Source organism: Rothia nasimurium (genome assembly GCF_928381705.1).
GTDB classification, from domain to species: domain Bacteria; phylum Actinomycetota; class Actinomycetes; order Actinomycetales; family Micrococcaceae; genus Rothia; species Rothia nasimurium_G.
The window spans coordinates 271,970-296,119 of the sequence record NZ_CAKMSR010000002.1 but is presented as its reverse complement, the minus strand read 5'-3'; the positions used below and the strand labels follow the sequence as shown (position 1 = coordinate 296,119).

Annotated in this window: 37 protein-coding genes; 36 read left to right on the top strand and 1 reads right to left on the bottom strand. The window is 60.7% G+C overall.

The window, feature by feature from the left end:
* Nucleotide 1: 1 nt before the first annotated feature.
* The 35 genes from L6762_RS03090 (at nt 2) to L6762_RS02920 (ending at nt 20,671) form a co-directional block, all read left to right on the top strand.
* Entirely contained in the window at nt 2–994 is a 993-nt protein-coding gene (locus L6762_RS03090) for a YqaJ viral recombinase family protein (protein ID WP_237185521.1), read from the top strand.
* Between the two features lie 2 nt (nt 995–996).
* Nucleotides 997–2,022: a RecT family recombinase gene (locus L6762_RS03085; RefSeq protein ID WP_237185520.1), complete on the top strand. Its 1,026-nt coding sequence runs from the start codon at nt 997–999 to the stop codon at nt 2,020–2,022.
* A 67-nt stretch (nt 2,023–2,089) separates the two neighbouring features.
* Entirely contained in the window at nt 2,090–2,956 is an 867-nt protein-coding gene (locus L6762_RS03080) for a helix-turn-helix domain-containing protein (protein ID WP_237185519.1), read from the top strand.
* Nucleotides 2,953–3,390, top strand: coding sequence for a hypothetical protein (locus L6762_RS03075; protein ID WP_237185518.1), 438 nt, complete (start codon nt 2,953–2,955; stop codon nt 3,388–3,390). Before L6762_RS03080 ends, L6762_RS03075 begins: the two co-directional genes overlap by 4 nt.
* A gap of 21 nt (nt 3,391–3,411) precedes the next feature.
* Nucleotides 3,412–3,810: a hypothetical protein gene (locus L6762_RS03070; protein ID WP_237185517.1), complete on the top strand. Its 399-nt coding sequence runs from the start codon at nt 3,412–3,414 to the stop codon at nt 3,808–3,810.
* Between the two features lie 87 nt (nt 3,811–3,897).
* Nucleotides 3,898–4,110, top strand: a complete 213-nt coding sequence (locus L6762_RS03065; protein WP_237185516.1) for a hypothetical protein — start codon at nt 3,898–3,900, stop codon at nt 4,108–4,110.
* Between the two features lie 2 nt (nt 4,111–4,112).
* Nucleotides 4,113–4,430 (top strand): hypothetical protein, encoded by a 318-nt coding sequence (locus tag L6762_RS03060; RefSeq protein WP_237185515.1) that lies wholly within the window; start codon nt 4,113–4,115, stop codon nt 4,428–4,430.
* A complete protein-coding gene (locus tag L6762_RS03055; RefSeq protein WP_237185514.1) occupies nt 4,431–4,988 on the top strand; it encodes a single-stranded DNA-binding protein in 558 nt (185 codons plus the stop codon).
* A gap of 14 nt (nt 4,989–5,002) precedes the next feature.
* Nucleotides 5,003–5,230, top strand: a complete 228-nt coding sequence (locus tag L6762_RS03050) for a hypothetical protein (protein ID WP_237185513.1) — start codon at nt 5,003–5,005, stop codon at nt 5,228–5,230.
* A gap of 201 nt (nt 5,231–5,431) precedes the next feature.
* Complete coding sequence (locus L6762_RS03045; RefSeq protein ID WP_237185512.1) at nt 5,432–6,064, top strand: hypothetical protein; 633 nt, start codon at nt 5,432–5,434, stop codon at nt 6,062–6,064.
* Nucleotides 6,061–6,447, top strand: a complete 387-nt coding sequence (locus tag L6762_RS03040; protein WP_237185511.1) for a DUF4326 domain-containing protein — start codon at nt 6,061–6,063, stop codon at nt 6,445–6,447. The genes L6762_RS03045 and L6762_RS03040 overlap by 4 nt, the downstream gene beginning before the upstream one ends.
* Nucleotides 6,444–6,803, top strand: a complete 360-nt coding sequence (locus L6762_RS03035) for a hypothetical protein (RefSeq protein WP_237185510.1) — start codon at nt 6,444–6,446, stop codon at nt 6,801–6,803. The genes L6762_RS03040 and L6762_RS03035 overlap by 4 nt, the downstream gene beginning before the upstream one ends.
* Entirely contained in the window at nt 6,800–7,297 is a 498-nt protein-coding gene (locus L6762_RS03030) for a hypothetical protein (RefSeq protein WP_237185509.1), read from the top strand. The genes L6762_RS03035 and L6762_RS03030 overlap by 4 nt, the downstream gene beginning before the upstream one ends.
* A complete protein-coding gene (locus L6762_RS03025; protein WP_237185508.1) occupies nt 7,294–7,710 on the top strand; it encodes a hypothetical protein in 417 nt (138 codons plus the stop codon). The genes L6762_RS03030 and L6762_RS03025 overlap by 4 nt, the downstream gene beginning before the upstream one ends.
* Nucleotides 7,707–7,892, top strand: coding sequence for a hypothetical protein (locus L6762_RS03020; RefSeq protein WP_237185507.1), 186 nt, complete (start codon nt 7,707–7,709; stop codon nt 7,890–7,892). Before L6762_RS03025 ends, L6762_RS03020 begins: the two co-directional genes overlap by 4 nt.
* Before the next feature lie 432 nt (nt 7,893–8,324).
* Nucleotides 8,325–8,702, top strand: coding sequence for a hypothetical protein (locus tag L6762_RS03015; protein ID WP_237185506.1), 378 nt, complete (start codon nt 8,325–8,327; stop codon nt 8,700–8,702).
* The gene (locus tag L6762_RS03010) at nt 8,699–8,851 is read left to right on the top strand and encodes a hypothetical protein (protein ID WP_237185505.1); all 153 of its coding nucleotides are present in this window, start codon (nt 8,699–8,701) and stop codon (nt 8,849–8,851) included. Before L6762_RS03015 ends, L6762_RS03010 begins: the two co-directional genes overlap by 4 nt.
* Nucleotides 8,851–9,000, top strand: a complete 150-nt coding sequence (locus tag L6762_RS03005; protein ID WP_237185504.1) for a hypothetical protein — start codon at nt 8,851–8,853, stop codon at nt 8,998–9,000. Before L6762_RS03010 ends, L6762_RS03005 begins: the two co-directional genes overlap by 1 nt.
* Before the next feature lie 34 nt (nt 9,001–9,034).
* A complete protein-coding gene (locus L6762_RS03000) occupies nt 9,035–9,796 on the top strand; it encodes a hypothetical protein (protein WP_237185503.1) in 762 nt (253 codons plus the stop codon).
* Between the two features lie 243 nt (nt 9,797–10,039).
* A complete protein-coding gene (locus tag L6762_RS02995) occupies nt 10,040–10,270 on the top strand; it encodes a hypothetical protein (protein ID WP_237185502.1) in 231 nt (76 codons plus the stop codon).
* A 115-nt stretch (nt 10,271–10,385) separates the two neighbouring features.
* Nucleotides 10,386–10,961: a hypothetical protein gene (locus tag L6762_RS02990; protein ID WP_237185501.1), complete on the top strand. Its 576-nt coding sequence runs from the start codon at nt 10,386–10,388 to the stop codon at nt 10,959–10,961.
* A 5-nt stretch (nt 10,962–10,966) separates the two neighbouring features.
* On the top strand, nt 10,967–12,448 hold the full coding sequence (terL, locus tag L6762_RS02985; protein ID WP_237185500.1) for a phage terminase large subunit: 1,482 nt from the start codon (nt 10,967–10,969) through the stop codon (nt 12,446–12,448).
* Nucleotides 12,449–12,469: 21 nt separating this feature from the next.
* Nucleotides 12,470–13,960, top strand: coding sequence for a hypothetical protein (locus L6762_RS02980; RefSeq protein WP_237185499.1), 1,491 nt, complete (start codon nt 12,470–12,472; stop codon nt 13,958–13,960).
* Nucleotides 13,957–14,991 (top strand): phage minor head protein, encoded by a 1,035-nt coding sequence (locus L6762_RS02975; RefSeq protein WP_237185498.1) that lies wholly within the window; start codon nt 13,957–13,959, stop codon nt 14,989–14,991. Before L6762_RS02980 ends, L6762_RS02975 begins: the two co-directional genes overlap by 4 nt.
* Complete coding sequence (locus L6762_RS02970) at nt 14,988–15,950, top strand: hypothetical protein (RefSeq protein ID WP_237185497.1); 963 nt, start codon at nt 14,988–14,990, stop codon at nt 15,948–15,950. Before L6762_RS02975 ends, L6762_RS02970 begins: the two co-directional genes overlap by 4 nt.
* Nucleotides 15,943–16,275: a DUF2190 family protein gene (locus tag L6762_RS02965; RefSeq protein ID WP_237185496.1), complete on the top strand. Its 333-nt coding sequence runs from the start codon at nt 15,943–15,945 to the stop codon at nt 16,273–16,275. Before L6762_RS02970 ends, L6762_RS02965 begins: the two co-directional genes overlap by 8 nt.
* A 17-nt stretch (nt 16,276–16,292) precedes the next feature.
* Complete coding sequence (locus L6762_RS02960) at nt 16,293–17,354, top strand: hypothetical protein (RefSeq protein WP_237185495.1); 1,062 nt, start codon at nt 16,293–16,295, stop codon at nt 17,352–17,354.
* A 71-nt stretch (nt 17,355–17,425) separates the two neighbouring features.
* Entirely contained in the window at nt 17,426–17,809 is a 384-nt protein-coding gene (locus tag L6762_RS02955) for a hypothetical protein (RefSeq protein WP_237185494.1), read from the top strand.
* Nucleotides 17,790–18,218 (top strand): DUF6093 family protein, encoded by a 429-nt coding sequence (locus L6762_RS02950; RefSeq protein ID WP_237185493.1) that lies wholly within the window; start codon nt 17,790–17,792, stop codon nt 18,216–18,218. The genes L6762_RS02955 and L6762_RS02950 overlap by 20 nt, the downstream gene beginning before the upstream one ends.
* On the top strand, nt 18,218–18,568 hold the full coding sequence (locus L6762_RS02945) for an HK97-gp10 family putative phage morphogenesis protein (protein WP_237185492.1): 351 nt from the start codon (nt 18,218–18,220) through the stop codon (nt 18,566–18,568). Before L6762_RS02950 ends, L6762_RS02945 begins: the two co-directional genes overlap by 1 nt.
* Nucleotides 18,565–18,993, top strand: coding sequence for a hypothetical protein (locus tag L6762_RS02940; RefSeq protein WP_237185491.1), 429 nt, complete (start codon nt 18,565–18,567; stop codon nt 18,991–18,993). The genes L6762_RS02945 and L6762_RS02940 overlap by 4 nt, the downstream gene beginning before the upstream one ends.
* 10 nt (nt 18,994–19,003) lie before the next feature.
* Entirely contained in the window at nt 19,004–19,159 is a 156-nt protein-coding gene (locus tag L6762_RS02935; protein ID WP_237185490.1) for a hypothetical protein, read from the top strand.
* Nucleotides 19,160–19,162: 3 nt separating this feature from the next.
* Entirely contained in the window at nt 19,163–19,684 is a 522-nt protein-coding gene (locus L6762_RS02930) for a hypothetical protein (protein ID WP_237185489.1), read from the top strand.
* Nucleotides 19,685–19,782: 98 nt separating this feature from the next.
* Nucleotides 19,783–20,313, top strand: a complete 531-nt coding sequence (locus L6762_RS02925; protein WP_237185488.1) for a hypothetical protein — start codon at nt 19,783–19,785, stop codon at nt 20,311–20,313.
* Nucleotides 20,285–20,671, top strand: coding sequence for a hypothetical protein (locus tag L6762_RS02920; RefSeq protein ID WP_237185487.1), 387 nt, complete (start codon nt 20,285–20,287; stop codon nt 20,669–20,671). Before L6762_RS02925 ends, L6762_RS02920 begins: the two co-directional genes overlap by 29 nt.
* 3 nt (nt 20,672–20,674) lie before the next feature.
* Here L6762_RS02920 and L6762_RS02915 read toward each other — a convergent pair whose 3' ends face one another.
* Entirely contained in the window at nt 20,675–21,046 is a 372-nt protein-coding gene (locus L6762_RS02915; RefSeq protein WP_237185486.1) for a hypothetical protein, read from the bottom strand.
* Nucleotides 21,047–21,080: 34 nt separating this feature from the next.
* Here L6762_RS02915 and L6762_RS02910 point away from each other — a divergent pair, with 34 nt between their 5' ends.
* Nucleotides 21,081–24,146 carry a phage tail tape measure protein gene (locus L6762_RS02910; protein WP_237185485.1) on the top strand — a complete coding sequence of 1,022 codons (3,066 nt, stop codon included), beginning with the start codon at nt 21,081–21,083 and terminating at the stop codon, nt 24,144–24,146.
* Nucleotides 24,147–24,150 lie beyond the last annotated feature (4 nt).

Here is a 24,150-nt window from a genome sequence, read left to right as displayed (position 1 = left end):
CATGACTGAATTGTTTACCGCGCCGCCCTGTGAAGGTTCGCCGGAGGAAAGCCCGGAGCTTCTGCGGAAGTGGTATTTTGACCGCGCCGGGGTCAAGGGAGTCACCCCCGGCGATGATACGCACAAGCGGCTGATGACGGCCTCAAAAATTAGTGCCGCCTTTATCCCCTCCCGCTCACCCTACGAGTCCTACTACAGCCTCTGGCACAAGATGGCGGGCACCATTGACCCGCTGCCCCCGAATGAGGAAGTGCTAGAGCGCGGGCACATGCTGGAGCCCGCGGTGGCCTGGTGGTTCGCGGCCCGACACCGTGAGCTCAACGTCCGCAACCCCAAGAACAAGGTCTGGTTCTACGACCGAGAACGCGGGTACGGAGCCACCCCCGACCGCTACCTGGAACAAGGCGGTTACGTCGTCGGGCTTCTGGAAATCAAGACCTCGACTAGCCCGGACGGGTGGGGTGAACCCGGCACCGACCAGATACCGGCCCATTATTACGATCAGGTGCAGTGGCAGATGCTCTGTACGGGCGTGCCGGTGACCTACGTGGCGCGGCTTGGCTCCCGGTTCACTTATGACGAGTACAAGGTCGAGGCGAACCGGGCGTGGCAGAACACGATGCTTAAGGCCGCTGACCGGCTGACCGAGAGCATCAAGACTGACTCGAAGCCTTCCCTTGAAGATGTGGAGCACACCGCCACGTATGAGGCGGTTCGTGAGCTACACCCTGAGATTGACGGCTCCACCGTTGAGGTGCCCGCTGAGATGGTGCGCGCATATTACGAGGCAGTTGAGGCTAAGAAGGCTGCGGAGATTGCAGAGCGCGCAGCTAAGACCCGCATTCTCGATTTTATGGGCTACGCCAAGACCGGCACCGTCGAGGGTGAGAAGTTCGTGACCCGTACTGCCCGCAACGGTGGCACCCCCTACCTCCAAGCGGTGAGAGGCAAAACCACCGCAGACCTACCAACCTACGAGCTGAAAGCAGCATAACAATGACAGACGCAATCGCAACCCGAAAGCACAACGCAGTAGCCCTCGTAAACCAAGCGCGGGAAGACTTCCAGAGCGCGCTACCTGTTGACCAGCAACGCTCCCTTAACCAATGGCTCACTCATGCGCAACTTGTCTTGGTGGAGAACGAAAAAGTCGCTGAAGTTATGAAGGTAAACCCTTCAAGCGCCCTGCTCGCCCTGCACCGAACCGCAGCCCTTGGGCTTGACCCGACCCCCAGCGCTAAGCAGGTCTACTTCATTCCCCGAGGCCGAGAAATCACCCTCAACGTTAGCTACATCGGCTACATCGAGCTGATGATGCGAACCGGCCTAATCGAACGTATCGAGTCCGATGTGCTCCACGAAAACGACGTCGTGGAGTTCGATGCCGATGAGACCCCGCGCATTATCGCAGGCGGGCAGAACGCCGACAGTCGGGCGCGGTTCCTTGGCAAGGCGGTACGCGGTGAGCCTATCGCCTCATACGCTTACGCACGCTACAAGGACGGCACCCGCTCCAACGTCGTCATTGCCGACGTAGACCGCGTCAAGCGAGCCCGCGAAGCCTCCGAATCATACAAACGCGACAAGAAGAACGGCACCTCCTACTCACCGTGGAATAACGACCCGGTGGCCATGATCCGCAAGACCGCGATTCATGACCTGGTGAAGTGGGTAGATATTTCCACTGAGGACTGGCGCGAAAAGGCTCGTCTGGAGAGCATGGACGCCACCGGCGAACTCACTCTGGCAGCGTCTAAGGCCAAGGCACTTGAGGCGCTAAAGAATGCTGAGGCTATGGACGGCGAAGTGATTGAGGAAGAGCCAGCGCCTCAGTCTAGCGGTGAGCTTATTAGCCAGCCGATGGCTAACGAGATTATTTCTCGGGCTCGGGCTAAGTGGCAGGTGCCTTCTGCTGAGGCTCTGGACGCTGAGCTTGCCAACTTCTTCCAGGTGGAGGGGCTGACGCTTGGGCAGCTGACGGTTGAGCAGGGCAGCACGGTTTTGGCTGAGCTTGCCAAATAGAAGAATACGAACCCGTGAGGGGTCAGGGCGTGATGTTCTGGCCCCTCACCTTTTTTGAGAGGAAGTTATGAGCGTTCAGGCGACGTCCTGGGTGTGGAATCATTCCCAGGCTGAGGGGACTGCACGGCTGGTGCTTTTGGCTATTGCGGACGCCGCCAACCGGGAGGGGCAGAACAGCTGCCAGTCGGTGCCGACCATAGCCAAGATGTGCAGGCTTCACGACGCTACTGTTTATCGGAAAATATCGGAGCTGGTAGCTATTGGTGAGCTGGCGAAAACGGGTAGTGACCGTAAGTACGGGACGACGATTTATGCACTGCCGAAGATGAGTGACCCCTCGCAATCTGCGACCCCTCGCAATTCAGACATGACCCCCTCGCAATCTGCGACCCCTCGCAATTCAGACATGACCCCCTCGCAAAATGCGACGGCACCCCTCGCACCGTTGCGAGACAACCCCATTAACCCCAGTAGTTCTAAAGAACTACACCCCATTAATAACGCGCACACGCACGAAACAGTGGGGGAGCGGCAACGCCCCGCCCCCGGACGCGTCCACTACTCACCAGCCTTCGAACAATTCTGGGAAGCCTACCCCCGCAAAGAAGGCAAACTCGACGCCTACAACGCCTGGCGCTCCGCCTCCCACTTCAACAACCCCTCCCACCTCATAGCCGCAGCCGGACGCTACCGCGACAACCCCAACCGCGACCCCAGATACACCAAAACCCCCACCCGCTGGCTCAACACCCGAGGCTGGGAAGACGGACCCGCCGAACCCCCACGCCCCCAACAACCCACCCGCGTCCCCGGCTGGGTCGAACGCTCCCAAGTAACAGCACAAGCAGGCCAACAATTCCTCAACCGCTACTACCAGCAACACGAAAACAGACCCGAACAGGGCAACGATTGGATAGCAGGAGAACTCGCATGACCCCCGAAGAAACCATCTGGTTCGTCGACTGGCTCAACAAACTAGACCCCCGCGTCGAAAACAACGACCCCAGTATCGAAGCCTGGCACCGCGCCCTCAAACCCTTCGACCTCCGCATGGTCAAAGAAATCACCCTCTCCTACCGCGAAACCACCGACAAAAAACCAGTCGTCTCAGAAATCAAGCGCCTCTGCTCCGCCGAAAAACAGCGCATCAAAGAACTCAACGAAGCCTTCGCCGCCCGAGCAGTAGACCCCCACAAAGTCACCCTCGCCACCTGGAAGCAACGCCACCCAGGGCGCTGGGAAGATCTCCGCGAAGAAGGAGCCCGGCTCCGAGACCGCGACCTCACCCAACGAGGCATACCCACAGACCCCCGCCTCATAACCCCCGACCTGAACTTCATCTACGCACCACACCCCCGCATGGTCTAAACCACCAGGAAGGAGAACCCCGTGAGCGCCCCCGCCCAGCTGCCCGGCCAGCTCGACCTGCTCGACGCCCTAACCGCAGAGGAAACCCGCCTAGCAGAGGGCCGGGCCTACATTGCCACCGAGCTAGCCAGAACCCCCGACGTCGAGCGGCCCCTGGTCTGCCCCTGGTGCGGGTACGCCAGCACCTGCCGCGCCTACAACATGCGCGTCTACCACTGCTGGAAAGAATACGACCCGGTAAAAGAACCTGGGGTCTGCTGGTCGATGTGGCTCACCCGGAACCACGTCCGCCACGGCCTTCAAACAGAAACAGGGGCGAAACTGGCAGCGACCCTCCGCCGCGCCTACACCATCTGGGGCGAAAGAGCCCGCACCTTCATACCCGCAGAGCACTGGGAAACAGCCACCCAGAAAGGCTAGAACCATGCCCAGAGCCCCTAACACCCCAAAACCCACCAACCACCCACCCCAACCATTTCCAGCCCCGCAGAAAGGCGCGCAGCAAACATGGACGAACCAACCCTCGCCACCCTCCATGCCGCACACATGACCATCTACGAAGCCCCCATCGAATTCCACCGGGAAGCACACCCCCACCTCACCGAAGCCGAAGCAGAACAAGCGCAAAAAGTCGTTGACGCCCTCCAAGCCGAGCACAAAACCCGAGCCGACCTACTCACCACCAACACCCGAACCCCACTCATCTACGAGGAACAATAACCATGACCGACCCACAAATGTTCATCACCCACATGACCAACCTGGTCTACCTCAGCACTATCACCCAAGTCCTCCACTCGACAGCATTCGAAGAAGCCCAGAACGAAACAGCGCAGCCCCTGAACCAAGCAATGGGCAGCTTCACCAGCGCCGACGTGAAAGAAGGCTGGGAACTCACCTGCGAAAGCATCACCACCGCCGTCCGTGAAATCCAAGCCCAAGCCTACGAGCAAGCTGTGGACACCGCCTACGAGCACTACCTCACCGAAGAACAACGCGACCACCTGCACACCCTCAACCCCTACAAGGAGACTAACTAAATGGCTGACATCCGCTTCACCGCCTTCGTCCAAGGCGTCAACCCCAACACCGGCAACGGCAAAAACCCCGAACTTCGCCACACCAACAGTGGCCTCCCCGTCCTCAACTTCAACACCGCAGAACCCCACTCCACCAAAGACCAAAACGACCCCACCGGCTACCGCAAAACCGGCACCACCTACCGCAAAATCACCCTCTGGGGCACCCTCGCAGACACCTGGGCCAACATCCAACCCGGCACCCGCATCGAAATCATCGGACGCGAAGAAACCCGCGAATACCAAACCCAAGACGGTGCTGCCGGGCGCTCCCTCGAAGTCACCGCAGACTTCATCCGAATCGCCCCCACCAAAAACGGCCAACAAAACCAGCAGAGCAACGCCACCGGCCCCGTCCAAAACGCCTACGCAGGCGGCTTCGGCACACCCCAAGGGGGTACACAACCCCAAGGACAGAACCCCCAGCAGAGCGCACCCCAAGCCGACCCGTGGGCACAGCAAGCTCAGGGCAACTACGACTGGGGGCAGGGTGGGGCCGATGAAAACCCGCCCTTTTAGGAAGGTGAACCCTCATGAATCTGTGGCTTATCATCGCGTACTTCGCGGTAGCACTCGTATGGTTCGTATCGTTTGGCCTTGCTGCTGAATCATTTAGGAAGAAAGGGGAGACCCAGGACGCGAAGTTAGCTAGCACGTTTGGTAGCGCTTTTCTTGTGTGGCCGGTGGTGCTTGCATACGTCACGCTGGTCTCGCTGGTGAAGATTTTTGCCGCCCCGTTTACGAAGAACCGCAAGAGATAGCTCTGCTCTAACTCCCAAAATGCCCCTGTTTTGGTAGTTAGCACCCCGCAACCCTGCCCCTATCTCCCAAAAACACCCGTTTTTGTGAGATTAGGGCACCCCCTTATCTGTCAAGCGCCAGGGGCTACCCAGAAACTTTGACAGCAACCCGGCCCCGGCGCACCCTGCCGGGGCCTACCCACACCCAAAGGAGAAACACCAATGACCGTGAATAAGTACCCCGAAGATATTTACCCGAAGCTCGGTTTCAGGACTGATGGTTTTGGCCGCCTAACGTATCGGACCACTTACAACAGCGACTTCGAGCGCGCCTACGACCTGGGCTACCAGGACGGCCAGCAAGCCCAGGGCGACCACCCCCTGGCGGGCTGGTCTAACCTCACCGAAGCTATCGCCGATGGTGAGCGTATCGACTGGGAGAAGCTAGACGGCCTCGAAGCCAAGTGCGTCCACCCAGAGCTGGGCGCCCTTACCCACCGGATGGAGCGTGACAGCGCCTACCCGCCCTATGAATACGTCGGATGGGACGAGGAGGCCAGCTTCGCCGTATGGTCTGAAGCCTTTTACAGCGCCTGGTACGGGCGTAATGGTTGGTCACTCTGGGTCAAGGGTGACCTGCCCCTACGCAAGCTGACCGCCAACCAGCTGGCCCTGGGCACTATCTTCATCGGTAAATGCCCGGCAGAAGGCGAAGACATGAGCCCCGAGCCAATGTTTCGAACTGCCGGGCATGTAATAGCTTTCGATTATTTTCAGCTCCTACAGGTAGACCCAAGCGAGGTCGAGGTTTACAAAGTCGTCGGTCAGCTGAAGACCCCCAAGGAGGACGCATGACCCCGGTTCGTGTCCAGCGAAAGCGCACCAAGGGGTGGCGCATGCCCGAGAACACCGTCTACGTCGGACGCGGCTCCAAGTGGGGCAACCCCTACAAGGTAGGAGCTGCGTACCCTGGCATCGTCTTGGCTCATAACGGGGCCAAAGGGCTCCGGCTATTTCTATCTGGAATGCTCCGGGTCAAGGACAGGGCTGACGCCGTTTACCGTTTCAGCTGGCTTCTACGCCCGGTAGAGAACCGCGATGAACTGCCGTCGTATCCGACCCGTGCTGAGATTTGGGCTGAGCTGGCTGGTAAGAACCTGGCCTGCTGGTGCCCGCTCGACCAACCGTGCCACGCCGATGTGCTGCTAGAAATCGCCAACTACAAGGAGAACCAATGACCCCCGATGAGCTAACCCGGCTCCGTGAGCTACACGAAGACGCCAGCCCCGCGCCGTGGAAGATTGAACCCTACATAGAGGGGCAAGAACCAAGCAATCCAGTGATTGATTCAATCGCAAGTCTTGAAGGTCCCATAATCTCTCAGCTAGGTTGTGGCTGCTGCGACGTTGGGCTGGAATCAAACCGTCTGGCTAACTTCGAGCTAACCATTGAAGCCCGTAACGCTCTGCCCGGCCTGCTAGCCCACATCGACAAGCTCACCCGGCGGCTTGAAATCTACGAGGCGCGCCTGGGCAGGGTAGCCCGCAACCACCCCGAAGCCTACGCGCAGGCCCTGGCAGGTGATACCGAGTGACCCGCGCATCTGAGGCAGATATGACCCGCCTACTGCACCGCAGATACTCAGGCCGCAACCAGGCAGGTCTACCCCGCTACATCGCCGCCTCACAAGTCCTCATGGCCGACCCTGGCAAGGGCATACGACGCGCTGACTTCATCGCCCTTGACTCGCAGACAGAGGAAGTCTGGAACGAAAACAAGGAAAGGTTCGAACGCCACCGCCCGCCTGTTCATGGCTTTGAAATCAAAGTTTCCCGCGCAGACTGGCTCACCGAGCACCGCACAGCTGGGGAGAAATCAGAGGCCTGGCGCTCCTACTGCAACTACTGGTGGATAGTCGTCCCAGAACAGGGGATAGTCAAGCCTGAAGAGCTGCCGGAAGGCTGGGGACTACTTGCCGGTGTCAAGCAACTCCGGGCAGTTGTGAAACCTGCACGGGTAGACGCCAGGCCGCTGGACGCTGAGCTTGTTCTGATGATTGCCCGCTATTCACAAAGGAGAAAGAAATGACCCGCCGTGCCCCTGCCGCCGGGTGGGTGCTCCTACCCGTCCTGCTCCTGCTGGGTGGGTGCGTGGGCACCTCCCCAGCGTCCGCACCCGCCACTGAGTCCGCCCCTGCCCCTGTGGCGGGGGCAACCCCCAAACCCAAACCGCCCATGAAGTTCCACTACACCTCCCGCGAACCCGTCATAGGCGCATACATCACCACGGACGGCACGCCCCGGGCGGAACTCGATGGGTGGTCGACCGGCCCCACCGGAACCGAGGGCATCTGGTACGCCAACGGCAAGGAAACAGACGAGCTGCTGATTAGCTCCACCAAGACCGTCACCCGCATCACCTGGGTACTCCCAGACGGCTCACAACGCATTCAGGTCGGCGACCTCACCTACTACAACCCAGAAACAGGGGAGTACCAGTGACCCTAGCCGTCCTCACCTGGGCTACCCTCACCGCCGCCGCCCTTGCCATTGCCTGCCTGGGCGCAGCAGTGACCCTAGCCATCATTGCCCCTGCCCGCGCCGTCCTCACCTGGTGCGGGCTCACCTTTACTCACCTCACCGCCGAATGGTGGTGGGGCCTCACCGAAAGAAATAACCCATGATCTTCCAACGCAAACTCACCCCGGACTCTGACAATCTTTGGGCCTGGCAATGCCCCCGCTGCCTCAACGGCCTCTGGGGATTCGACACCGAAGCCGAAGCAAAAGCCGATGCCCGCACCCACAACTGCTGCACGGAGGCACCATGCTAACCAGCCAAGCCCCCGACAACTGGGGCGGCTGGTACTGGGCCCACTGCCCCCCACCCCACCTGCTACTGGGTACACCGTGCCGCCACCCTCCTTGATGCCAAGGCCGCCCTATCCATTCACCAAGCGGAGGCACACCGATGACCACACAGCCCCACGACCCCTACATCATCTGGCTACCCCGCACCCGCAAACCTGTCGCCCGCTGCCGGTTATGCGACTGGTACGCCACCCAAACACCATTCCACGCCGCCGCCCAGCACCTCATACACCAAGGAGAAGAACCATGCCCCGCACCTGGACACTAAAACTCACCGTCGAAAACGGGCGAAAATGGCTCTCCCTCAACGACCGCGACCATTACCGGGCCCGCGCTGTGAAGGTCAAAGCCTGGCGAACCTACGCCGAACACACCACCCGCACCGCCGAAGTCCCCACCCTGGCACGGGCAACCATCACCGGCCACATCTACAAAAACCGGGCAGGCCGCTACGACCCCCACAACCTCTTCGCCACCCTCAAGGCATGTATTGACGGAATCGTAGACGCCGGAGTCCTCGCCGACGACGACCACACCCACCTACGAGCCGCCCTAGAACACGGCGGCATCGACCGCACCCAACCCCCACACATCATCATCACCATACGAGAGGACACCAATTGATCCACCAAACCACCGTCGCCCGCGTCCGCACCTTCTGGGGTCGAACCCTCTACCAGGTAACCTGCACCTGCGCCCAGCTCCACACCGAAACCGACTCCAAGGCGCTGGCTAAATCAGTCGCCCGAAGCCACGAAAGGACAGCCCGCTAATGGCCCAGCACCGCGTCACGTACACCGAGATACCCGGCCCCACCGGCGAACCCGTCTACATCAAAATCACCTGCCACATCTGCGGCCCCCTCGGAACCCACAAGACCGAGGACGACGCCGACCACCACGCCCGGAAACACATTCACTAACCACGCCCACCCCCACCCAGTTAGGAGCCACCCAGTGCCCCACCCCTGCCAAATCTGCACCAACCCCACCCACGCCGCAACCTGCCCCGACTGCGTCGCCTTCACCGAAACCCAGCTCACCCAGTCAGCGACCCTCCTTGTCGAGCTACGTACCGAAGCCGCCAAAACCACCACCAAAACCCAGGGCGGGTACACCACCGGACAAGAGGGCCAGCCCCTCGGCATCAACCTCGGAGCACTCGCCGTCAGTGACCGGCTCACCCGCGCTATCGGCGACCTCGGCGCACGGGTAGGCGTAGGCTCCACCGACCCCCACATAGTACGGGAACAGGTCTACAAGCTCGCCTGGGCTCAGCAAGACGACCCCGCCCCCGAACTCGTCCGCGAACTCGCTGAGGCCGTGAACGCCGCGACCCGGCTCGTAGACCTCGCCCCACAGATACGCACCCACGGCAAATGCACCACATGCGGGGTATTCATCAAAGCCCCCGCAGACCGCCAAGTCCACTTCTGCACCGCCTGCGGCACCGAGCAGAACCTCGAAACCGTCCGCGAAAACCTGCGCGACCTCGTCCTCGACGCCCTCGGCGGGGCATGGTTCACCTATCAGGAAATGCCCGCAGCAATCAAACTCTGCGGGTACGAGATTAACCAGATGGACGTGCGTAACTGGCACCGACGCGGCAAACTCCCAGCAGGTAGACGCAGACGCACGGGCGGCGGGTACGAGTACCTTTTCGATGATGTGCTGGACGCCGCAGAGCGACAGGCAATCAAACGGGCGTGGGGTGCTTGACCTGAAAGCAATTTTGAACAAGAATAAAAGGTAAGTTCGGAAGTCCTGTAAGCAGGGGCGACCGGGCTTTTTTGTTTGCCTGGGTAGCCGAGTGGGGGCGTCAGTAAAAGGGGCGCTCGAACGCGCCCCCGCCGGTCCAGGTAAAAACTCGAGCCGTCAAGCGCTGCTCTTCCATGTGTGTACAAAGAAAGGAGCCCACCCTAACCGGTGGGCTCCTTTTTTGCGTTAAAGGCGGTGACAACGATGACCAGACGACTACCTGACCTGTACGAGCTTCTAGCCGCCGACACCAAGCGCACCGCCCCCGCTGAGCCTGCCAAGCGCGCCCCGGCCTACCTCCGCCAATACATCACCCCAGACCTCACCGAGCGCAAAGACGCGCCATTACCCCATGCAGACCCCACAGCACGAAAGGCGGTAGCCAATGCAGAACCCCGACGCAAACGACGCCGCCGACGCCGTCGCCACCTGTAACCTCGACTGCTTCGCCACCGGACGCTGCACCTGTAGACCAGACCCCAGAGAAGAAGCCGCCTAAATGCAATACCAGGGCGGTAAAACATACACCCCCTGTTAGGAGGCAACCCGCATGGCTCAGCCTCGCCCTGATGATAAGCGATGTACGGCGCTCTCCCGCAACACCGGGGATCGCTGTGGGCAGTGGGCCATGAAAGGGCAAACCAAGTGTCGCTACCACGGCGGGAAGTCCCCCAACGCCCTGCGGAAGGTCAAAGAACGCCAGGTTGAGAAGAAGATTCTTACCGAGCTAGAGCGCAAAGCCCTCACCGGCAAGGCCACCCAGGGTAACACAGACCCGCTAGGGGAGTTGCAGAAGCTCACCGCTGAGCTGGTTCACATGAAAGACCAGCTCACCCAGCGGGTCAATGACCTGGGCGACGAGCTGGCGAGCTACACCGCCGAGGGCGCGGAAACCGTCAAGGTCGAGATAGACATCTACCTGAAGGTTATCGACAAGCTCACCAAAACCCTCGACATTGCTTTGAAGCACGATATTGAGGGGAAGAAGCTCAGCCTCGAAACCGCCAAAGCCGAACTCGTAGCAGCCTGCCTGATTCGCGTCCTGACCGCCCTAGACCTCCCCAAGGCAACCACAGACCGGGCCAAGACTCTACTAGCTGAGGAGTTTCAGAAGATAGGAGCCTAAAAGCCGTGGCCTCTAACTTCTTCACCGCCCTCGCAGGGCACTTCAAAGCCCCAGAACAGCTCTGGGCAACCCCCTACGAGGCAGCACGGCACTTTGACCCCAAAACCGTGCAAACCCCAGCCCTCGAAGCTATCGACCAGTTCCTCATGAAGGCGTACACAACCCCCGACTTTCGGGGCATTATCAGTATGCCGCCGCAGAACGGTAAAAGCCTGCGGGCCTCTATCGCCTTCCCCGCCTGGGTACTACAGCAAGACCCCGACACTCGTATCGTCATAGCGTCCTATGAATCGCAAATCGCTATCCGCTTTTCTGACGCGCTGCGCCGTCAAATCAAAGACCGAGGCGAAAGCGCCGGACTCGTAATCGGCGGCAAAGACACAGAACGCAACTGGCAGATACGAGGACACCGAGGCGGCGTATACGCGGCCTCCGTTGGCGGTGCGCTCACCTCCCGCTCTGCTGACCTGCTCATTATTGACGACCCCGTCAAGGGCTTCGCCGAAGCCGCCTCACCCACCTACCAGACAAAAACCTGGGACTGGTGGACAGGCACCGCACTACCCCGCGTACAGGGTGGAAGCTCCGTTATCGTGATCCTCACCCGCTGGCATGACGACGACCTCGCCGGGCAGCTCATGAGAGCAAACCCCGGCGTATGGGAGTTCCTACGCATACCCGCCCAGGCTGACCACCGCCCCGAGCTGGGGGAGAGCGACCCGCTAGGCCGTGAGCCGGGCGAGTATATGAAGTCGGTTCAGGGCTTCACCCGTGAGCAGTGGGAGGAACGCAAAAAGCAGGTCGGCCCCAAAACCTGGGCGGCCCTCTACCAAGGTGTGCCGTCACCTGATGAGGGCGGTATCTTCCCTGCCGAGTGGGCACGCTATGAACAACCCTTGTGGGAGGTTCAGCCGAACGGGGCGCGCCTGGTGCCCGGTGTTGGCCGTGCTGACCATGAGCTAGTCCAGTCCTGGGACTTGGCTTTCAAGGGTACGGACGGCTCCGACTACGTTGTTGGGCAGGTCTGGCTCCGCGTCGGGTCACAAGCCTATCTGCTGGATATGGTGCGCGACCGAATGAACTTCACCCAAACCCTCGACGCCATTCGGGGCCTGTCGGCCAAGTGGCCGCAAGCCTACGCCAAATACGTCGAGGATAAGGCTAACGGCCCTGCGGTGATGACCACGCTCTCCGGCGAAATTGGCGGGCTAATACCCGTAAACCCCGAGGGCGGGAAGATAGCCCGCGCTAACGCCGTATCAGCCTACGCCCACGCCGGGGACATCCTGCTACCGGCCCCGGCCCTGCTGCCGAACGTCGGGGAGCTACTGGAAGAGCTAAAACTCTTCCCCGCGTCCTCTCACGATGACAGCGTGGACGCGCTCACCCAAGCAGTGTCCCAGCTACTGCTATACCGCATAGACACCGAGGTTGAGGAAACCTTCGAGCTCTTCGACGACTACACCATAGCCCCATACGACTACTAGACGAGGAGGGGGTGAACCCTTTTGGGTATCATCAAGAACCTACAAGAATCAGTGATTACCCGGCTGGGGGGTGAACCCGACCGCCTCGGCGTCACCCAAACCATTGAGCACCTGCGCGAAGCCATGAGCGATATGTCCCTCTCCCTGCGCCGTGAGGACGCCGGGTGGGCGCGACTAGGAGGCACCACCGGCGCTGACGAGTTTGACCATGCCGCCCGCGTCCGCAACGCCGAAACCTGCCGCGTCTTTGCCGTCACAAACCCCCTCGCCAAGCAAGGCCTAGGTATCCGTGCCGCCTACATCTGGGGCACCGGCCTAGGTATCACCGCAACTGACCCCGCCGTAAATGAGGTTATCCAGGGCTTCCTCGACGACCCGGCGAACCGGGGCACTTTCACCGGGCACCTCGCCCGCCTTTCCCTAGAATCAGCCCTCAGCACTGACGGCAATGTTTTCGCCGCCTGCTTCACCGACCCCCGAACCGGGCGCGTCCAGGTGCGCGTCATACCCTCGGTTGAGGTTGCCGAGATCATCACGAACCCGGAGGACGCCGCCGAACCCTGGTTCTACCGGCGCAGGCATACCGTGAACCGGAAGCAGGTAGAGACCCTTTACCCGGCCCTGGGCTATTCCCCGGTGGCTCGTCCTCGTATCATGGGCGGAACCCCGGTGGAGTGGTCGGCACCGGTCTATCACGTCAAGGACGGGGCACCGAATGGCTGGCAGTACGGTGTAGGCGATTTGTACGCCGCGGTGCCCTGGGTACGCGCTTACGATACCTTCCTCACCGATTGGTCACGCCTGACCAAGGCCGTCTCAATGATTGCCTACAAAATCACGGGCAAGACCAAGACCGATACGATGGCCGCCCGCGCCGCCATGCAGCAGGCAGTAGCCCACGGTCAGGCCGGGGGAACCTTGGCTATGACGGGTGCGGACATTCAGGCCATGCCCTCGACCGGCGCGCAGATTGACGCAACCAGCGGTGACCCTTTGGCGCGTATGGTTGCCGCAGCCCTCGGCCTACCCATCACCCAGCTACTAGGCGACCCTGGGTCTACGGGGGCGCGGGCTGTGGCTGAGACACTGACCCAGCCGATGGTGCTGCGCTTCAAGAATCGTCGGGAGGTCTGGACAGAAACCTACCGCGCCATTCTGAACCACGTTATGGACGCCCACCTCGCCGCGCCGCTGGGTGACCTGACCGGCACCGCCCGAATCACCGGCGGCCGCAAGACCTGGCACCTGACCAGCGGGGAGCGAACCCTAGTCTTTGACTGGCCTGAGATTGAAGATATCGGCCTAGCTGAGACTCTGAAAGCTATCACCTCGCTGGACGCGTCCGGGCTTGCCCCCAAGGAGACTCTGGCGCGTCTGGGTCTGCGCGCCCTACGCGTCCGCGATGTAGACGAACAGCTCGACTCCATGCGGGACGGGAATGGGGAGTTTATCCCCGCCGGAGCCCAGGTTGCTGACGCCCTCATGGCCTCCTATCAGGCCGGTGAAGCGTGATTGAGCAGACTCAGGCGCTGGCTCTGGCGCAAGACCGTTGGCTCACCGCTGCCGAGGCTAACCTTGCCCGCCGGTATTCGGAGCTGTGGGAGTCTCTGGCGGTGGAGCTAGAAGCCGAGCTAACCGCAATCTTCGATAAGCACCAGCTTGGGGGTCTGCCCGCCTGGCAGCTGGCGAAGTCGCGTCGCCTGGCTCTGGCTATCAAGAAAGCCCACGACGAACTCAAGGCCCTGCTGGAAGAGTACGGGGCAGAAATCACCGGGGCACTACCCGCTGAGGTGCAAGCCGTCCTGACCCTGCATGACCAGCTCCTACAGGCTCAGCTACCCGGTGCGCCGGGGCTGGGGGTGAACTTCGTTGGGGTCAACGACGAGGCTATCCAGGCTATGGTCACCAGGGCCGGTGAACGAATCACCGCCCTACACCTGACCCTACCCGCCCAGATTGAAGAGCTACTGCGCGCCGAGCTTATTCGGGGCGTGGCTATCGGAAAGAACCCGAGAGAAACAGCCCGCCGAATCATCAACCAGGCCGGGGGCCGGTTCAAAGGCGGGCTACCGAGAGCCACCATGATAGCCCGCACCGAAACTATGGACGCCCTACGCGCCGCCGCCAAAGCCCACGACGACGCAAACGCCGAAGTCTTGAAGGGCTGGGTGTGGACGGCAACCCTCGGGGCGCGAACCTGCCCCGCCTGCATAGCCATGCACGGCAGCGTCCACCCCCTCAGCGATCCAGGCCCGCAAGGCCACCACAACTGCCGCTGCGCCCGAACCCCCTTGACCATGTCCTGGGCTGAACTCGGGTTCAAAAACCTGCCCGATGCCCGCCCGGTGATTCAAACCGGCGAGGACTGGTACAACCAGCTCACCCCCGAAGCACAGGCGGCAGTGGTGGGGGAGCGGCGGCACCAGCTCCTACAGGCCGGGCGCATACAGTTCTCCGACCTGGCCTACACCCGGCACACAGACGGCTGGCGCGACGCCATACACCCGACCACTATCAAAGATTTGGAGGCAATCAGCCGATGAAACTAACCGAGCAAGGCGGGGCTACCAGCTCCACCACATCGACCGGTGCCCGGGCCCGGGTCACTATCATCAGCCCCGGCCAAGGCTCCAGCGGGTACTACTCCCCGGAGGTTATCGCCGAAGCTGCGCCCCTCTTCGAGGTAGGTACGCACATGTACCTTGACCACGCCACCGAAACCGAACGAGCAGAACGCGGCGTCCGCTCCCTCGACCGGCTGGTCGGCGTCCTCGAAACTGCCCCCACCCTCAACCGCAACGGGGCCCTGGTCGCGGACGTCAAGATTATGCCCGCCTGGCGTGAATTTGTGAAAGAGGCCTACCCCTACATTGGGGTGTCTATCAGCGCGTCCGGCGAAATCGAGGAATCAGAGCAAGGCCGCGTCGTCAAAAAGCTCACCGCCGTCGAGTCTGTGGACTTTGTGACTAAGGCCGGGCGCGGGGGCAAGATTGACGCGCTCCTAGAGTCTGCCGTCACCGAAGAAGATTTATCCGAATCAACCGAAAAGGAGGGCGGCATGACCGTCACCATCACCGAGGCCGAACACAAGGCCCTCACTGAAGCGGCAGAAACTGCCGCCACCGCCAACAGCAAGGTCGCGGAGCTTGAAGCCAAGAATGCTGAGCTCACCAAGGAGCTTGAAGCCGAGAAGGCTAAGGTCGCCCAGGCCCAGGAATCAGCCGCGCATGCCACCGCTGAAGCCGTCAAGACCCAGGCCGCCGCCATCGTCGAAGAAGCCTTCCAGGGTATCACCGCCCCGGCTGGCAAGGCCCGCCTGATTGAAGCCGTAAACGTCGAGGGCTTTGACGCTGAGGCATTCCGTGCCGCCGTCACCGAAGCCGCAGCCGAATACGCGCCCGCATCACCCGTCAAGGGCATGGGCGCACCCGGCCCCGAACCCCAGTCCATCGAAGAAGCCGAAAAGGCAATCCTCACCAACCTAGGAGTAACCCGTGGCTAAGAACCGAATCCTCCCCGAAGCCCGCCATATCGCCCTGACCGCCAACAAGGCCTACAAGTCAGGCGACCCCGTAGCAATCGGCCAGATCACCGGTGTTGCAATCACCGACGCCGAAAACGGCGCGCCCCTCTCCGTCCACACCGACGGCTCCTGGGCGCTGACCGTCACCGGCGCTCTCACCCAGGGCCAGGCCGTTTACATCACCTCAGCAGGCAAGCTCACCGCCACCCAGGACTCCAACAAGCCCTACGGCGTCGCCCTGAAGTCTAAGGGCTCCGGCGAAGGCCTGGTCGAGGTCGCCCCCTACGGCTACGTAGCCGCCTAACCGAAAGGAAAAAACACATGTCTTTCACCATTGAAGCCCTAGAAGAGGGCGCAGCAAAGGCCAAGGTGGCTAAGACCGCCGAAGCCACCAAGATTCTCACCGAGGGCCTGCGCGGCGGAACCCACGCCATGCACCGCCTCGAAGAAGCCATTTCCACCAGCGATTTCCACACCAGCCTGCTGGACGGTTTCAAGCTCGCCTCCGTTGAGCTCATGGCCCAGGCAACCCGCGAATGGGAACCCCTGGCACTGCGAACCACCGTCCCCGACTTCCGCACCGTCAAGGTACGCGACTTCTTCGGCGGCCTTGATCTGAAGCGCGTCCCCGAAGGCACCGAGTACCCCCTCGCCTCCGTCGAACAGACCGAGCTTGAACTCAAGGCTGAGAAGTTCGGCTCCGGGTTCCTGTTCACCTGGGAGATGTGGAAGAACCGCGACTTCTCCGGGCTGCTGAATATCCCCCAGATGTTCGCAAGCGCCGCCATCGAATCAGAAAACCGCAACGTCTTTGGTCTGCTCCTGGACGGCGCTGGCGGTCTGAACGCTGGCTTCTTCAAGGAAGCCTCCGCAGGCACCGGCGCACTCTCCTGGGACTCCCTCGAAGCCGCGTACAAGGCGCAGGCTCTGCGTAAGCGCATTGATGGCCGTTCCGGTGTAGACCTGAGCGATTACTACCTGGTGGTTCACCCTGCTGCCGCGATTGACGCTGAGCGTCTGATTAGCGCGTCTGAGATTGAGGTGACCGAGGGTAAGCGCAAGGTTCGTGAAGCTAACCCCTTCCGTGGTCGCCTGAAGGTGCTGGCACCTCAGACCCTGGCAGACCTGGGCATGAAGCCCAAACAGTGGTTCCTGCTGCCCGGTGCGAAGTCCAAGAACCCCGCCCTGGGCATCACCTTCCTTCAGGGTCATGAGAACCCTGATATGCGTGTCCAGAACAACCAGGGCAATGCCCTTGGTGGCGGTCAGATTCTTTTCGAAGATGGTTCGTTTGAGAATGACACCATTCACTACCGTGTTCGCCATGTCCACGGCGCTGCGACTCTGTTCGATTCTGCGGCTTACGCTTCTACCGGCGCTTAGACGCTGACCCGCTAAAGAGGGGGTGGCTTTGAGCCACCCCCTTCTTGTGTACCCGTTTAGGAGGTGTAGCTGTGTCCTGCGAATACTACGAACAGCTAGACGACGTCCGGCTACTGACCGGCGACCTCGACCCAGAGAACCAGCTCTTCACCGATGACCAGGTTTTAGCCTTCCTGCGCCTGGCAGAGGGCAGCGCCTACCGTGCTGCGGCTGAGGCTCTGCGGGTCATGGCCCGGTCTGAGGTGATGATCTCTAAGAAAATCACCACGCAAGACCTCTCGACTGATGGGCCTGCGGTGGCGGCTGAGCTGCGTAAGCAGGCGGCTGAGCTGGACGCTAAGGCTGATGCACTGGACGCGGCGGGTGAGGGGTCTTTCGCGGCGTTTATCCCCGGCCCCGGTTCGGGTGCTGGGCACCTGGAGGGGGTAGAGCACCGTGTCACCTATCCCTGGTAGCCGGGTTGTCCCCGCTGGCTGGTCTGAGCGTCACCGACCGGTTGCTGTTGGCTCTATGACCGGGCGGGCTGATGTGGTGGTGACGGTGCCGCGTACTTCGATTCTTGACGAGGGCGGCGACGCCCTGGTCGCTGAGGGCGTGCCCTGCCGGGTGCAGCAGCTCAACCGCGCCGCCAACGGTGCCACGGTCGGGCAGGAAGCCCACCTGCGTGACTACCTAGTAACCGTGCCTGTCGATACCCCCGTGGGCTTCCGCGCTGGGGCTGACGGGCACCGCCTCCGCATCACCCAAGCGGACGCGACGGCGGCTGTGGGGCTGGAGCTGACCATCAAGCAAGTTCTCAAAGGCACCCTGCTCTGGGAGCTTGATTTGATTTGTGAGCACAACCAGACCCAGCAGGGGGCGTAATGGCCTCGCTCTACGACGGCACTGAGGTGGAGGCCTTGGCCCGCAATCTCACCGCCAGCGGTGACGCCGCCCGCCTGAAAGCCCGCCTAGCTGTCCGCAAGGCAGCCCGCGATGTGAAAAGCAAGGCGCAATACTACGCGCCGGTTGATACTGGTAACTTGCGTTCGAGCATTCACACCAGGGCGGAAGATGACTTGACGAGTGTCATCGCTTCTACGGCTGATTACGCGGTTTTTCAGGAGTACGGGACGCGGTTTCAGCCGGGAACCCCGCATATGGGGCCTGCTCTGGACGCTGTCGAGCCTACCTTTATCGAGGCTATCGGTCAGATTGGAGATGAGGTCTTGTGATTACCCCCGCTCAGGTGCGTGAGGCCCTGGCTGAGTCTCTACGCTCTGCCCTACCCGATGTGGTGTCGGTCTATACGGGGCGCGTCCCCAGCAAGGTGCCAACCTACCGCGACGGGACTATCAAGCCCTACATAGGCTTATGGGTCTCAAACTCCGTGGGTGACCCGCTCATGAAGGCGCTGGACTCACTCAGCCCAGTGGACGCCGTGCGCGTCACCGTGCAAACCCAGATAGTCGCCGCCACCGAGCCGGACGTGTACGAGACAGCTGATTTGGTAACCAAAGCCCTCACCAACCACCAGGTTGGCGGGGGCTTTCTGCTGCCCGACGCCGACCAACACGCCAACGCCTACCCGCTTTGGGACGAAACCACCACCCCCGCTATACCCTACCTGCCGCTACTGTGGCGGCTCGAAACCCAATAAAGGAGAACCTGTGGCTGAAAAAAACCCCTCAGACCTGGTGCTAGCCAAAAACAAACAAACCGGCGAAACCGCCTGGGTCAAACGAAACCTGGTCACCAACTTCCCCAACACCTGGGAGCTATCCCCCAAGGGCCGCTCCATCGACGCAAAGAAAGAGAGCAAATAAAACATGGCTGATGTACCCAAGACCCTAGCCGACGGTCACACCCTGCTTATGCTGCTGGCGGCAAAGCCCGCAGATATGAAGAAGCCCACCGTCGCCGAGATCACCGCAGGCAAGGATATCTCCTGCCGTATCACCAAGGCCGACTTCCGCCTGTCGGCTACCGCTTCTGAGACCGTGGACGGCACCGCCCTCTGCGACGAGGCGACTGTGAACGTCTTTGGCGCCTCCAACTTTGAAGGCACCATCGCCCCCTTCCGCTACTTCAACCCCGAACAGCCCGGCCAGCACGACACCGAGGGCGACTTCGCTTTCCAGGCCTTCAAGGAAAAGGGCGTCACCCTCTACCTGGTTGTTCGTAGCACTGGTAAGAAGTACGACGCGCCTATCGCCGCTGGTGATGAGGTCTCCGTCTTTGAGGTTATCCCTGATAACTGGCAGACCCCGAGTGAGTCTGGCGGTTTCCAGCGTCGCCTGGTGCCTCTGTCGGTTACCAAGGCTGAGCTGAACGCCGTCGTCGCCGCCTAAATGCTTGCCCCGTGCTGGTTTATTTTGGTCAGTCCCCAGCACGGGGCACACCTCATTCTCTGACTGGCCCCCACCGTTTTTGAAAGGACTGACACCCGATGACCGAAACCCCCGACACCAAGACCTTTGACCTGACCGACTGGTTGGTTGGTGGCACCGAACACCGCGCCACCAAGACCGTCACCATCTACCGCGACGCCAACCTGGTAGAAGAGATTGAAGTGTACAAGGCACGTCAGACAGCTATCTCCGAGGGCGAAGAAGCCACTGGGTACGATTCCCTGGGCGAGGCAGACCCCGCCGAGGATGTGGCGCTGCTGGCTCGTATTGAGGCGTCCAAGGCTGAGGTGAAGGTATTTGCCCTGATTGAATCGGAGATGAAGCAAGCCCGCGCCGCCCTCGGCGAAAAACCCGAAGGGTACGACTACGGGCAGGACACCTCCTACTGGTACGAAGTTTTCTCCCGCGCCGCCACTCTGGAAGGTCATAAGCTCACCGCCGAGCAGTGGGCCCAGGTACACAAGACCATCGGAGCCCAGTTCGCCCAGATTATCCAGGCTTACGTTATCGCTATGCGCCCGGATGTGACGCCTCGATTTCGTGGCCGAGGTACTGGCCGACCAGCCTAACCCCTCCCTGCTGGCGGTTATCAAGACCGCCCAGGCGTGGGGTAAATCCCCGTCCTTCATGCTCACCGGCGCGGGGGAGTGGGGGGAGCGCGACAGGGTAATAGCTATCGGTTACCAGCTCTACCAGTCTATGTTGTGCCCCGAGTGCGGGAACCCGCTAACAGTTTGCCGCGACGAGGGCAACGTGGGCTGGTGGGAAACCAGTACAGCCACCTGCCACGCTGCTAAAGCCGTTGCTGAGCGTACCAGCGAACCGGGCTACAAACCCCAGCCCGGCCAAATCATCTACCCGGTACTAGAGAAAACAGAAGGGGGCGCACCAGGTTACGGCGCACCCCCAGAAGGCTGGGAGTTTTAGGGTTTATTTTTTGGAAGCAATTTTCTGTAGGTAACCGATAAGTACCAGGAAGCCCGAGAAAACTGACAGGGCGATAAAGAAGCCGAATGGTGTTCCGCCTGCAATCCCAATGATTGCGCTAGCAATAAGCGTGGAGATAAAGAAGATTGTCCCGCCCGCAATCAGCGTCTCTCCAGGTTGCGCTGTGCTTTTCCTCTTCATCTGGAATGTGCCGTAACCGATAAGAAGCATGGAAAACGGAAGCGTCATCAGGACTAGTGCGTAGCCTCCGCTGCCCATTGCGGCAATTATTCCAAGTACTAGAAGTGCTGTGGGGAGTACGGCGAGTGTGAGGGTCGTCTTGTACCAGGGCGTGTGTGTATTTTTCATAATCAAAATTGTATAAGGAGTTTCCTTGGGTAACCGCGATGTGACAGTCCGTCTTAAGGCAGAAATTAGTCAGTATGAGCAGGCTATGCGCCGGGCCAGCTCAGCTACCAAGGAAGTTTCCACCAGCGGGCAGGGCGCTTTCGATAAGCTGGCACAGGCCCAGAGGGAGCATGAGCAGTCGTGGTCTACGCTTTCTACCGCCGCTATGGTGGCGGGCGGGTCTATGGTCGCCGCCGTCGGCTCCGTGGTAGCCAAGTATGCCAGCTTTGATAAGGCTATGAGCGCGGTGCAGGCTTCTACCCACGCTAGTGGTGTGGAGATGGAACAGCTCCGTGAGCTAGCCATGCGCGCCGGTGCTGACACCGCTTACTCGGGTGAGGAAGCTGCCGCCGGTATCAACGAACTTGCCAAGGCGGGTGTCTCGACCAACGACATTTTGCGCGGGGGTCTGACTGGTGCTTTGTCTTTGGCGGCTGCTGGTGAGATTGAGGTGGGGGATGCCGCCGAGCTGGCCGCTACCGCTATGACCCAGTTCAAGCTAGAAGGCAAGGACTTGGGGCATGTGGCGGACTTGCTGGCGGCGGGGGCAGGCAAGGCTCAGGGCTCAGTGGGCGACCTCGGCTACGCTTTGAAGCAATCCGGCCTTGTGGCTTCGCAGGCGGGTATCTCGATTGAGGAAACCGTGGGCACTCTGGCTGCTTTCGCCTCCGCAGGCCTCACCGGCTCCGACGCCGGTACTTCCTTCAAGACTATGCTTCAGAAGCTACAGAAACCCAGTGACCAGGCCGCGCAGACTCTTAGCGAGCTGGGCGTGAGCATGTACGACTCCCAGGGGAACTTCGTGGGTATGGTGGAGCTGGCTGACCAGCTTCGTGCTGGCATGGAAGACCTCACCCCGGCCCAGCGCGACGCCGCGATGGCGACCATCTTCGGTTCTGACGCCGTCCGCGCCGCAAACGTCCTCTACGCCCAGGGCGGAGCCGGTATCCAGGACTGGATTAACAAGGTCAATGACGCCGGGTACGCTGCTGAGACCGCTGCTGCGCTACAGGATAACCTCGCCGGTGACTTGGAGAAACTGGGTGGCGCTTTCGACACTCTGGCTCTGCAGAGCGGCGGTTCGCTGAATGACATGTTCCGCGATATTGTCCAGGGCGCGACTGATCTGCTCGAACTCATCGGCCAGATTCCCGGGCCGGTACTGACCGCTACCACCGCTATTGTCGGCCTCGGCGGCGCTGGCCTGCTGACTGTCGGCGGAATCATGAAGGGCGTCGCGGCTGTGGCGGAGTTCAAGGACGCCGCAGACGACCTCGGCCTATCCCTGCCGTCACTTGATGGAAAAATGGGCAAAATAGCGGGAACGGCAACAGCGGTCGGCGCGGCCTTTGCCGCTCTGGCTATTGCTGGCCAGCTGGCAGGCTCAGGGCTTGAGAAGCTAGGAGATGCGACAGAGTACGCAACAGCTTTAAAGATACTTGAAACAGATGCTGAGGCAGGCGTTAGACGGCTAAACGAACTAAGCACAGCGTCCGGTTCAGCAGGAACAAGTGTTAACGGACTAGGCTATGCCCTAGAGACTGTTAACATGAATGGCTTTATGAAAGGCTTAGATTTCGTTGGTTCAGGATTTGGGAAATTCGACTCAGATGTAAAACTGGCTGAAGAAGCGTTAAAGAATTTCGACGCAGCTCTAGCAACTACAGCTTCTACTTCACTGGAATCCGCAGCCAAGGGATTTCAAGAGTTTAAGACTCAGGCTGAAAATAGTGGCATGTCGCTAGAGCAGGCCGCCGCAGCTGTCCCTGGCTACGCTAACGCGCTGAGAGATCTTGCTGTCGAGCATGGCGTGGTTCTCGAAGGAGAAGAGCTTTATCAGGCAATGCTAGGCAATCTACCCCCGAAGCTTGTCGAGGCTCAGGCGGCAGCGGAAGGCGCGTCCGGTGGGTTAGGCGAATTGGAAGGAAGTCTAGCTGATACGGCTGAGCAGGCAGAAGCCGCCCGGCTCCCGCTTGATGAACTTGTCGAGGCATTCCGTGTCCTCGGCAACGTTCATATGAGTGAGACCGAAGCTATGGGGAACTATAACGAGAAGCTGGTTGAAATGCAGAATAATCTCGCTCTCACAGGTGCGGGGTTGGACGCGACGGGTGATCGTTTTGATACCACGACTGAGGCAGGTCGAAAGGCGAACGCCATGCTTGCCGATAACGTAGATGCTATGTGGGAGCTGACTGAGGCGCAGGCTCGCAACGGGCGCTCCCAAGAAGAGTTGCAGGCCACTATGGCAGGTACTTATAATTCCATGATTGCGTCTATGGAATCTATGGGGCTGACCACCGAGCAGGCAGATATTCTGACCCGCGCTGTTCTCGGTGTACCCGAGGGCGTGTCCATCGACTCATGGATGTCGGATAAGGCATACCAGATGGCGAATGATACTACGGAGGCTGTGAATGCGGTTCCTGATGAGCATTTCACTGATTTGACAGCTGGCTCTCAGGCGCGGGATATGGCTAACCAAACCCACGACGCAATCGTGAATATCCCTCTGCGTAAGGGGGTCACGATTGAGGTGAACGAAGTAACCACGAAGTCCACACTTTTCAATGCTTCTGGCGCTGGCAAGTACACCGGTGGTTTCGCGTCACCGTCACGGGGCTTCTTCTCTGGTGGCCTGCCGGGCACTTTTGATTCACTGCGGCGCTTCGCCTCTGGCGGGCTGCTGCCTGGGGTGCCGCCTGCGTCCCCGACGATGGACAACCTGGCGGGGTATGTGGTGGACACAGGGGAACCTGTTCTTTTGCGTTCCCGTGAGTACATCGTGAACGAACCAGGCACCTGGCGCGGGGAGAACCTGTCCTGGCTGCGCTGGATGAACGCCGGTGGGTCTATGCCCACGCCTGCGCCCCGTGGTTTTGCGGTCGGCGGGTCACCCGCCACCCTACCAGCACCCGCCGGGGTTGGGGCTGAGGTTCAAGCTACCCCTATCCATGCCGCCATAGAAAGCGGTATTGACTCAGCGCTTTCACGCTGGCAGATCCGTATCGAAGAAAATGACCGTGGCTTTGCGGCCCGCATGAACCGCGTACAGAAAATGAGGTAAACAC

Excerpts from the sequence above, each read along its gene's own strand:
- L6762_RS03040 (WP_237185511.1), top strand. The coding sequence starts at position 6,061 with ATGACCCCGGTTCGTGTCCAGCGAAAGCGCACCAAGGGGTGGCGCATG.
- L6762_RS03065 (WP_237185516.1), top strand. The coding sequence starts at position 3,898 with ATGGACGAACCAACCCTCGCCACCCTCCATGCCGCACACATGACCATC.
- L6762_RS02945 (WP_237185492.1), top strand. The coding sequence starts at position 18,218 with ATGGCCTCGCTCTACGACGGCACTGAGGTGGAGGCCTTGGCCCGCAAT.
- L6762_RS03080 (WP_237185519.1), top strand. The coding sequence starts at position 2,090 with ATGAGCGTTCAGGCGACGTCCTGGGTGTGGAATCATTCCCAGGCTGAG.
- L6762_RS03055 (WP_237185514.1), top strand. The coding sequence starts at position 4,431 with ATGGCTGACATCCGCTTCACCGCCTTCGTCCAAGGCGTCAACCCCAAC.
- L6762_RS02930 (WP_237185489.1), top strand. The coding sequence starts at position 19,163 with ATGGCTGATGTACCCAAGACCCTAGCCGACGGTCACACCCTGCTTATG.
- L6762_RS03090 (WP_237185521.1), top strand. The coding sequence starts at position 2 with ATGACTGAATTGTTTACCGCGCCGCCCTGTGAAGGTTCGCCGGAGGAA.
- L6762_RS02995 (WP_237185502.1), top strand. The coding sequence starts at position 10,040 with ATGACCAGACGACTACCTGACCTGTACGAGCTTCTAGCCGCCGACACC.
- L6762_RS02925 (WP_237185488.1), top strand. The coding sequence starts at position 19,783 with ATGACCGAAACCCCCGACACCAAGACCTTTGACCTGACCGACTGGTTG.
- L6762_RS03025 (WP_237185508.1), top strand. The coding sequence starts at position 7,294 with ATGACCCGCCGTGCCCCTGCCGCCGGGTGGGTGCTCCTACCCGTCCTG.
- L6762_RS03060 (WP_237185515.1), top strand. The coding sequence starts at position 4,113 with ATGACCGACCCACAAATGTTCATCACCCACATGACCAACCTGGTCTAC.
- L6762_RS02960 (WP_237185495.1), top strand. The coding sequence starts at position 16,293 with ATGTCTTTCACCATTGAAGCCCTAGAAGAGGGCGCAGCAAAGGCCAAG.
- L6762_RS03015 (WP_237185506.1), top strand. The coding sequence starts at position 8,325 with ATGCCCCGCACCTGGACACTAAAACTCACCGTCGAAAACGGGCGAAAA.
- L6762_RS03075 (WP_237185518.1), top strand. The coding sequence starts at position 2,953 with ATGACCCCCGAAGAAACCATCTGGTTCGTCGACTGGCTCAACAAACTA.
- L6762_RS03005 (WP_237185504.1), top strand. The coding sequence starts at position 8,851 with ATGGCCCAGCACCGCGTCACGTACACCGAGATACCCGGCCCCACCGGC.
- L6762_RS03045 (WP_237185512.1), top strand. The coding sequence starts at position 5,432 with ATGACCGTGAATAAGTACCCCGAAGATATTTACCCGAAGCTCGGTTTC.
- L6762_RS02990 (WP_237185501.1), top strand. The coding sequence starts at position 10,386 with ATGGCTCAGCCTCGCCCTGATGATAAGCGATGTACGGCGCTCTCCCGC.
- L6762_RS03050 (WP_237185513.1), top strand. The coding sequence starts at position 5,003 with ATGAATCTGTGGCTTATCATCGCGTACTTCGCGGTAGCACTCGTATGG.
- L6762_RS03085 (WP_237185520.1), top strand. The coding sequence starts at position 997 with ATGACAGACGCAATCGCAACCCGAAAGCACAACGCAGTAGCCCTCGTA.
- L6762_RS02970 (WP_237185497.1), top strand. The coding sequence starts at position 14,988 with ATGAAACTAACCGAGCAAGGCGGGGCTACCAGCTCCACCACATCGACC.
- L6762_RS03035 (WP_237185510.1), top strand. The coding sequence starts at position 6,444 with ATGACCCCCGATGAGCTAACCCGGCTCCGTGAGCTACACGAAGACGCC.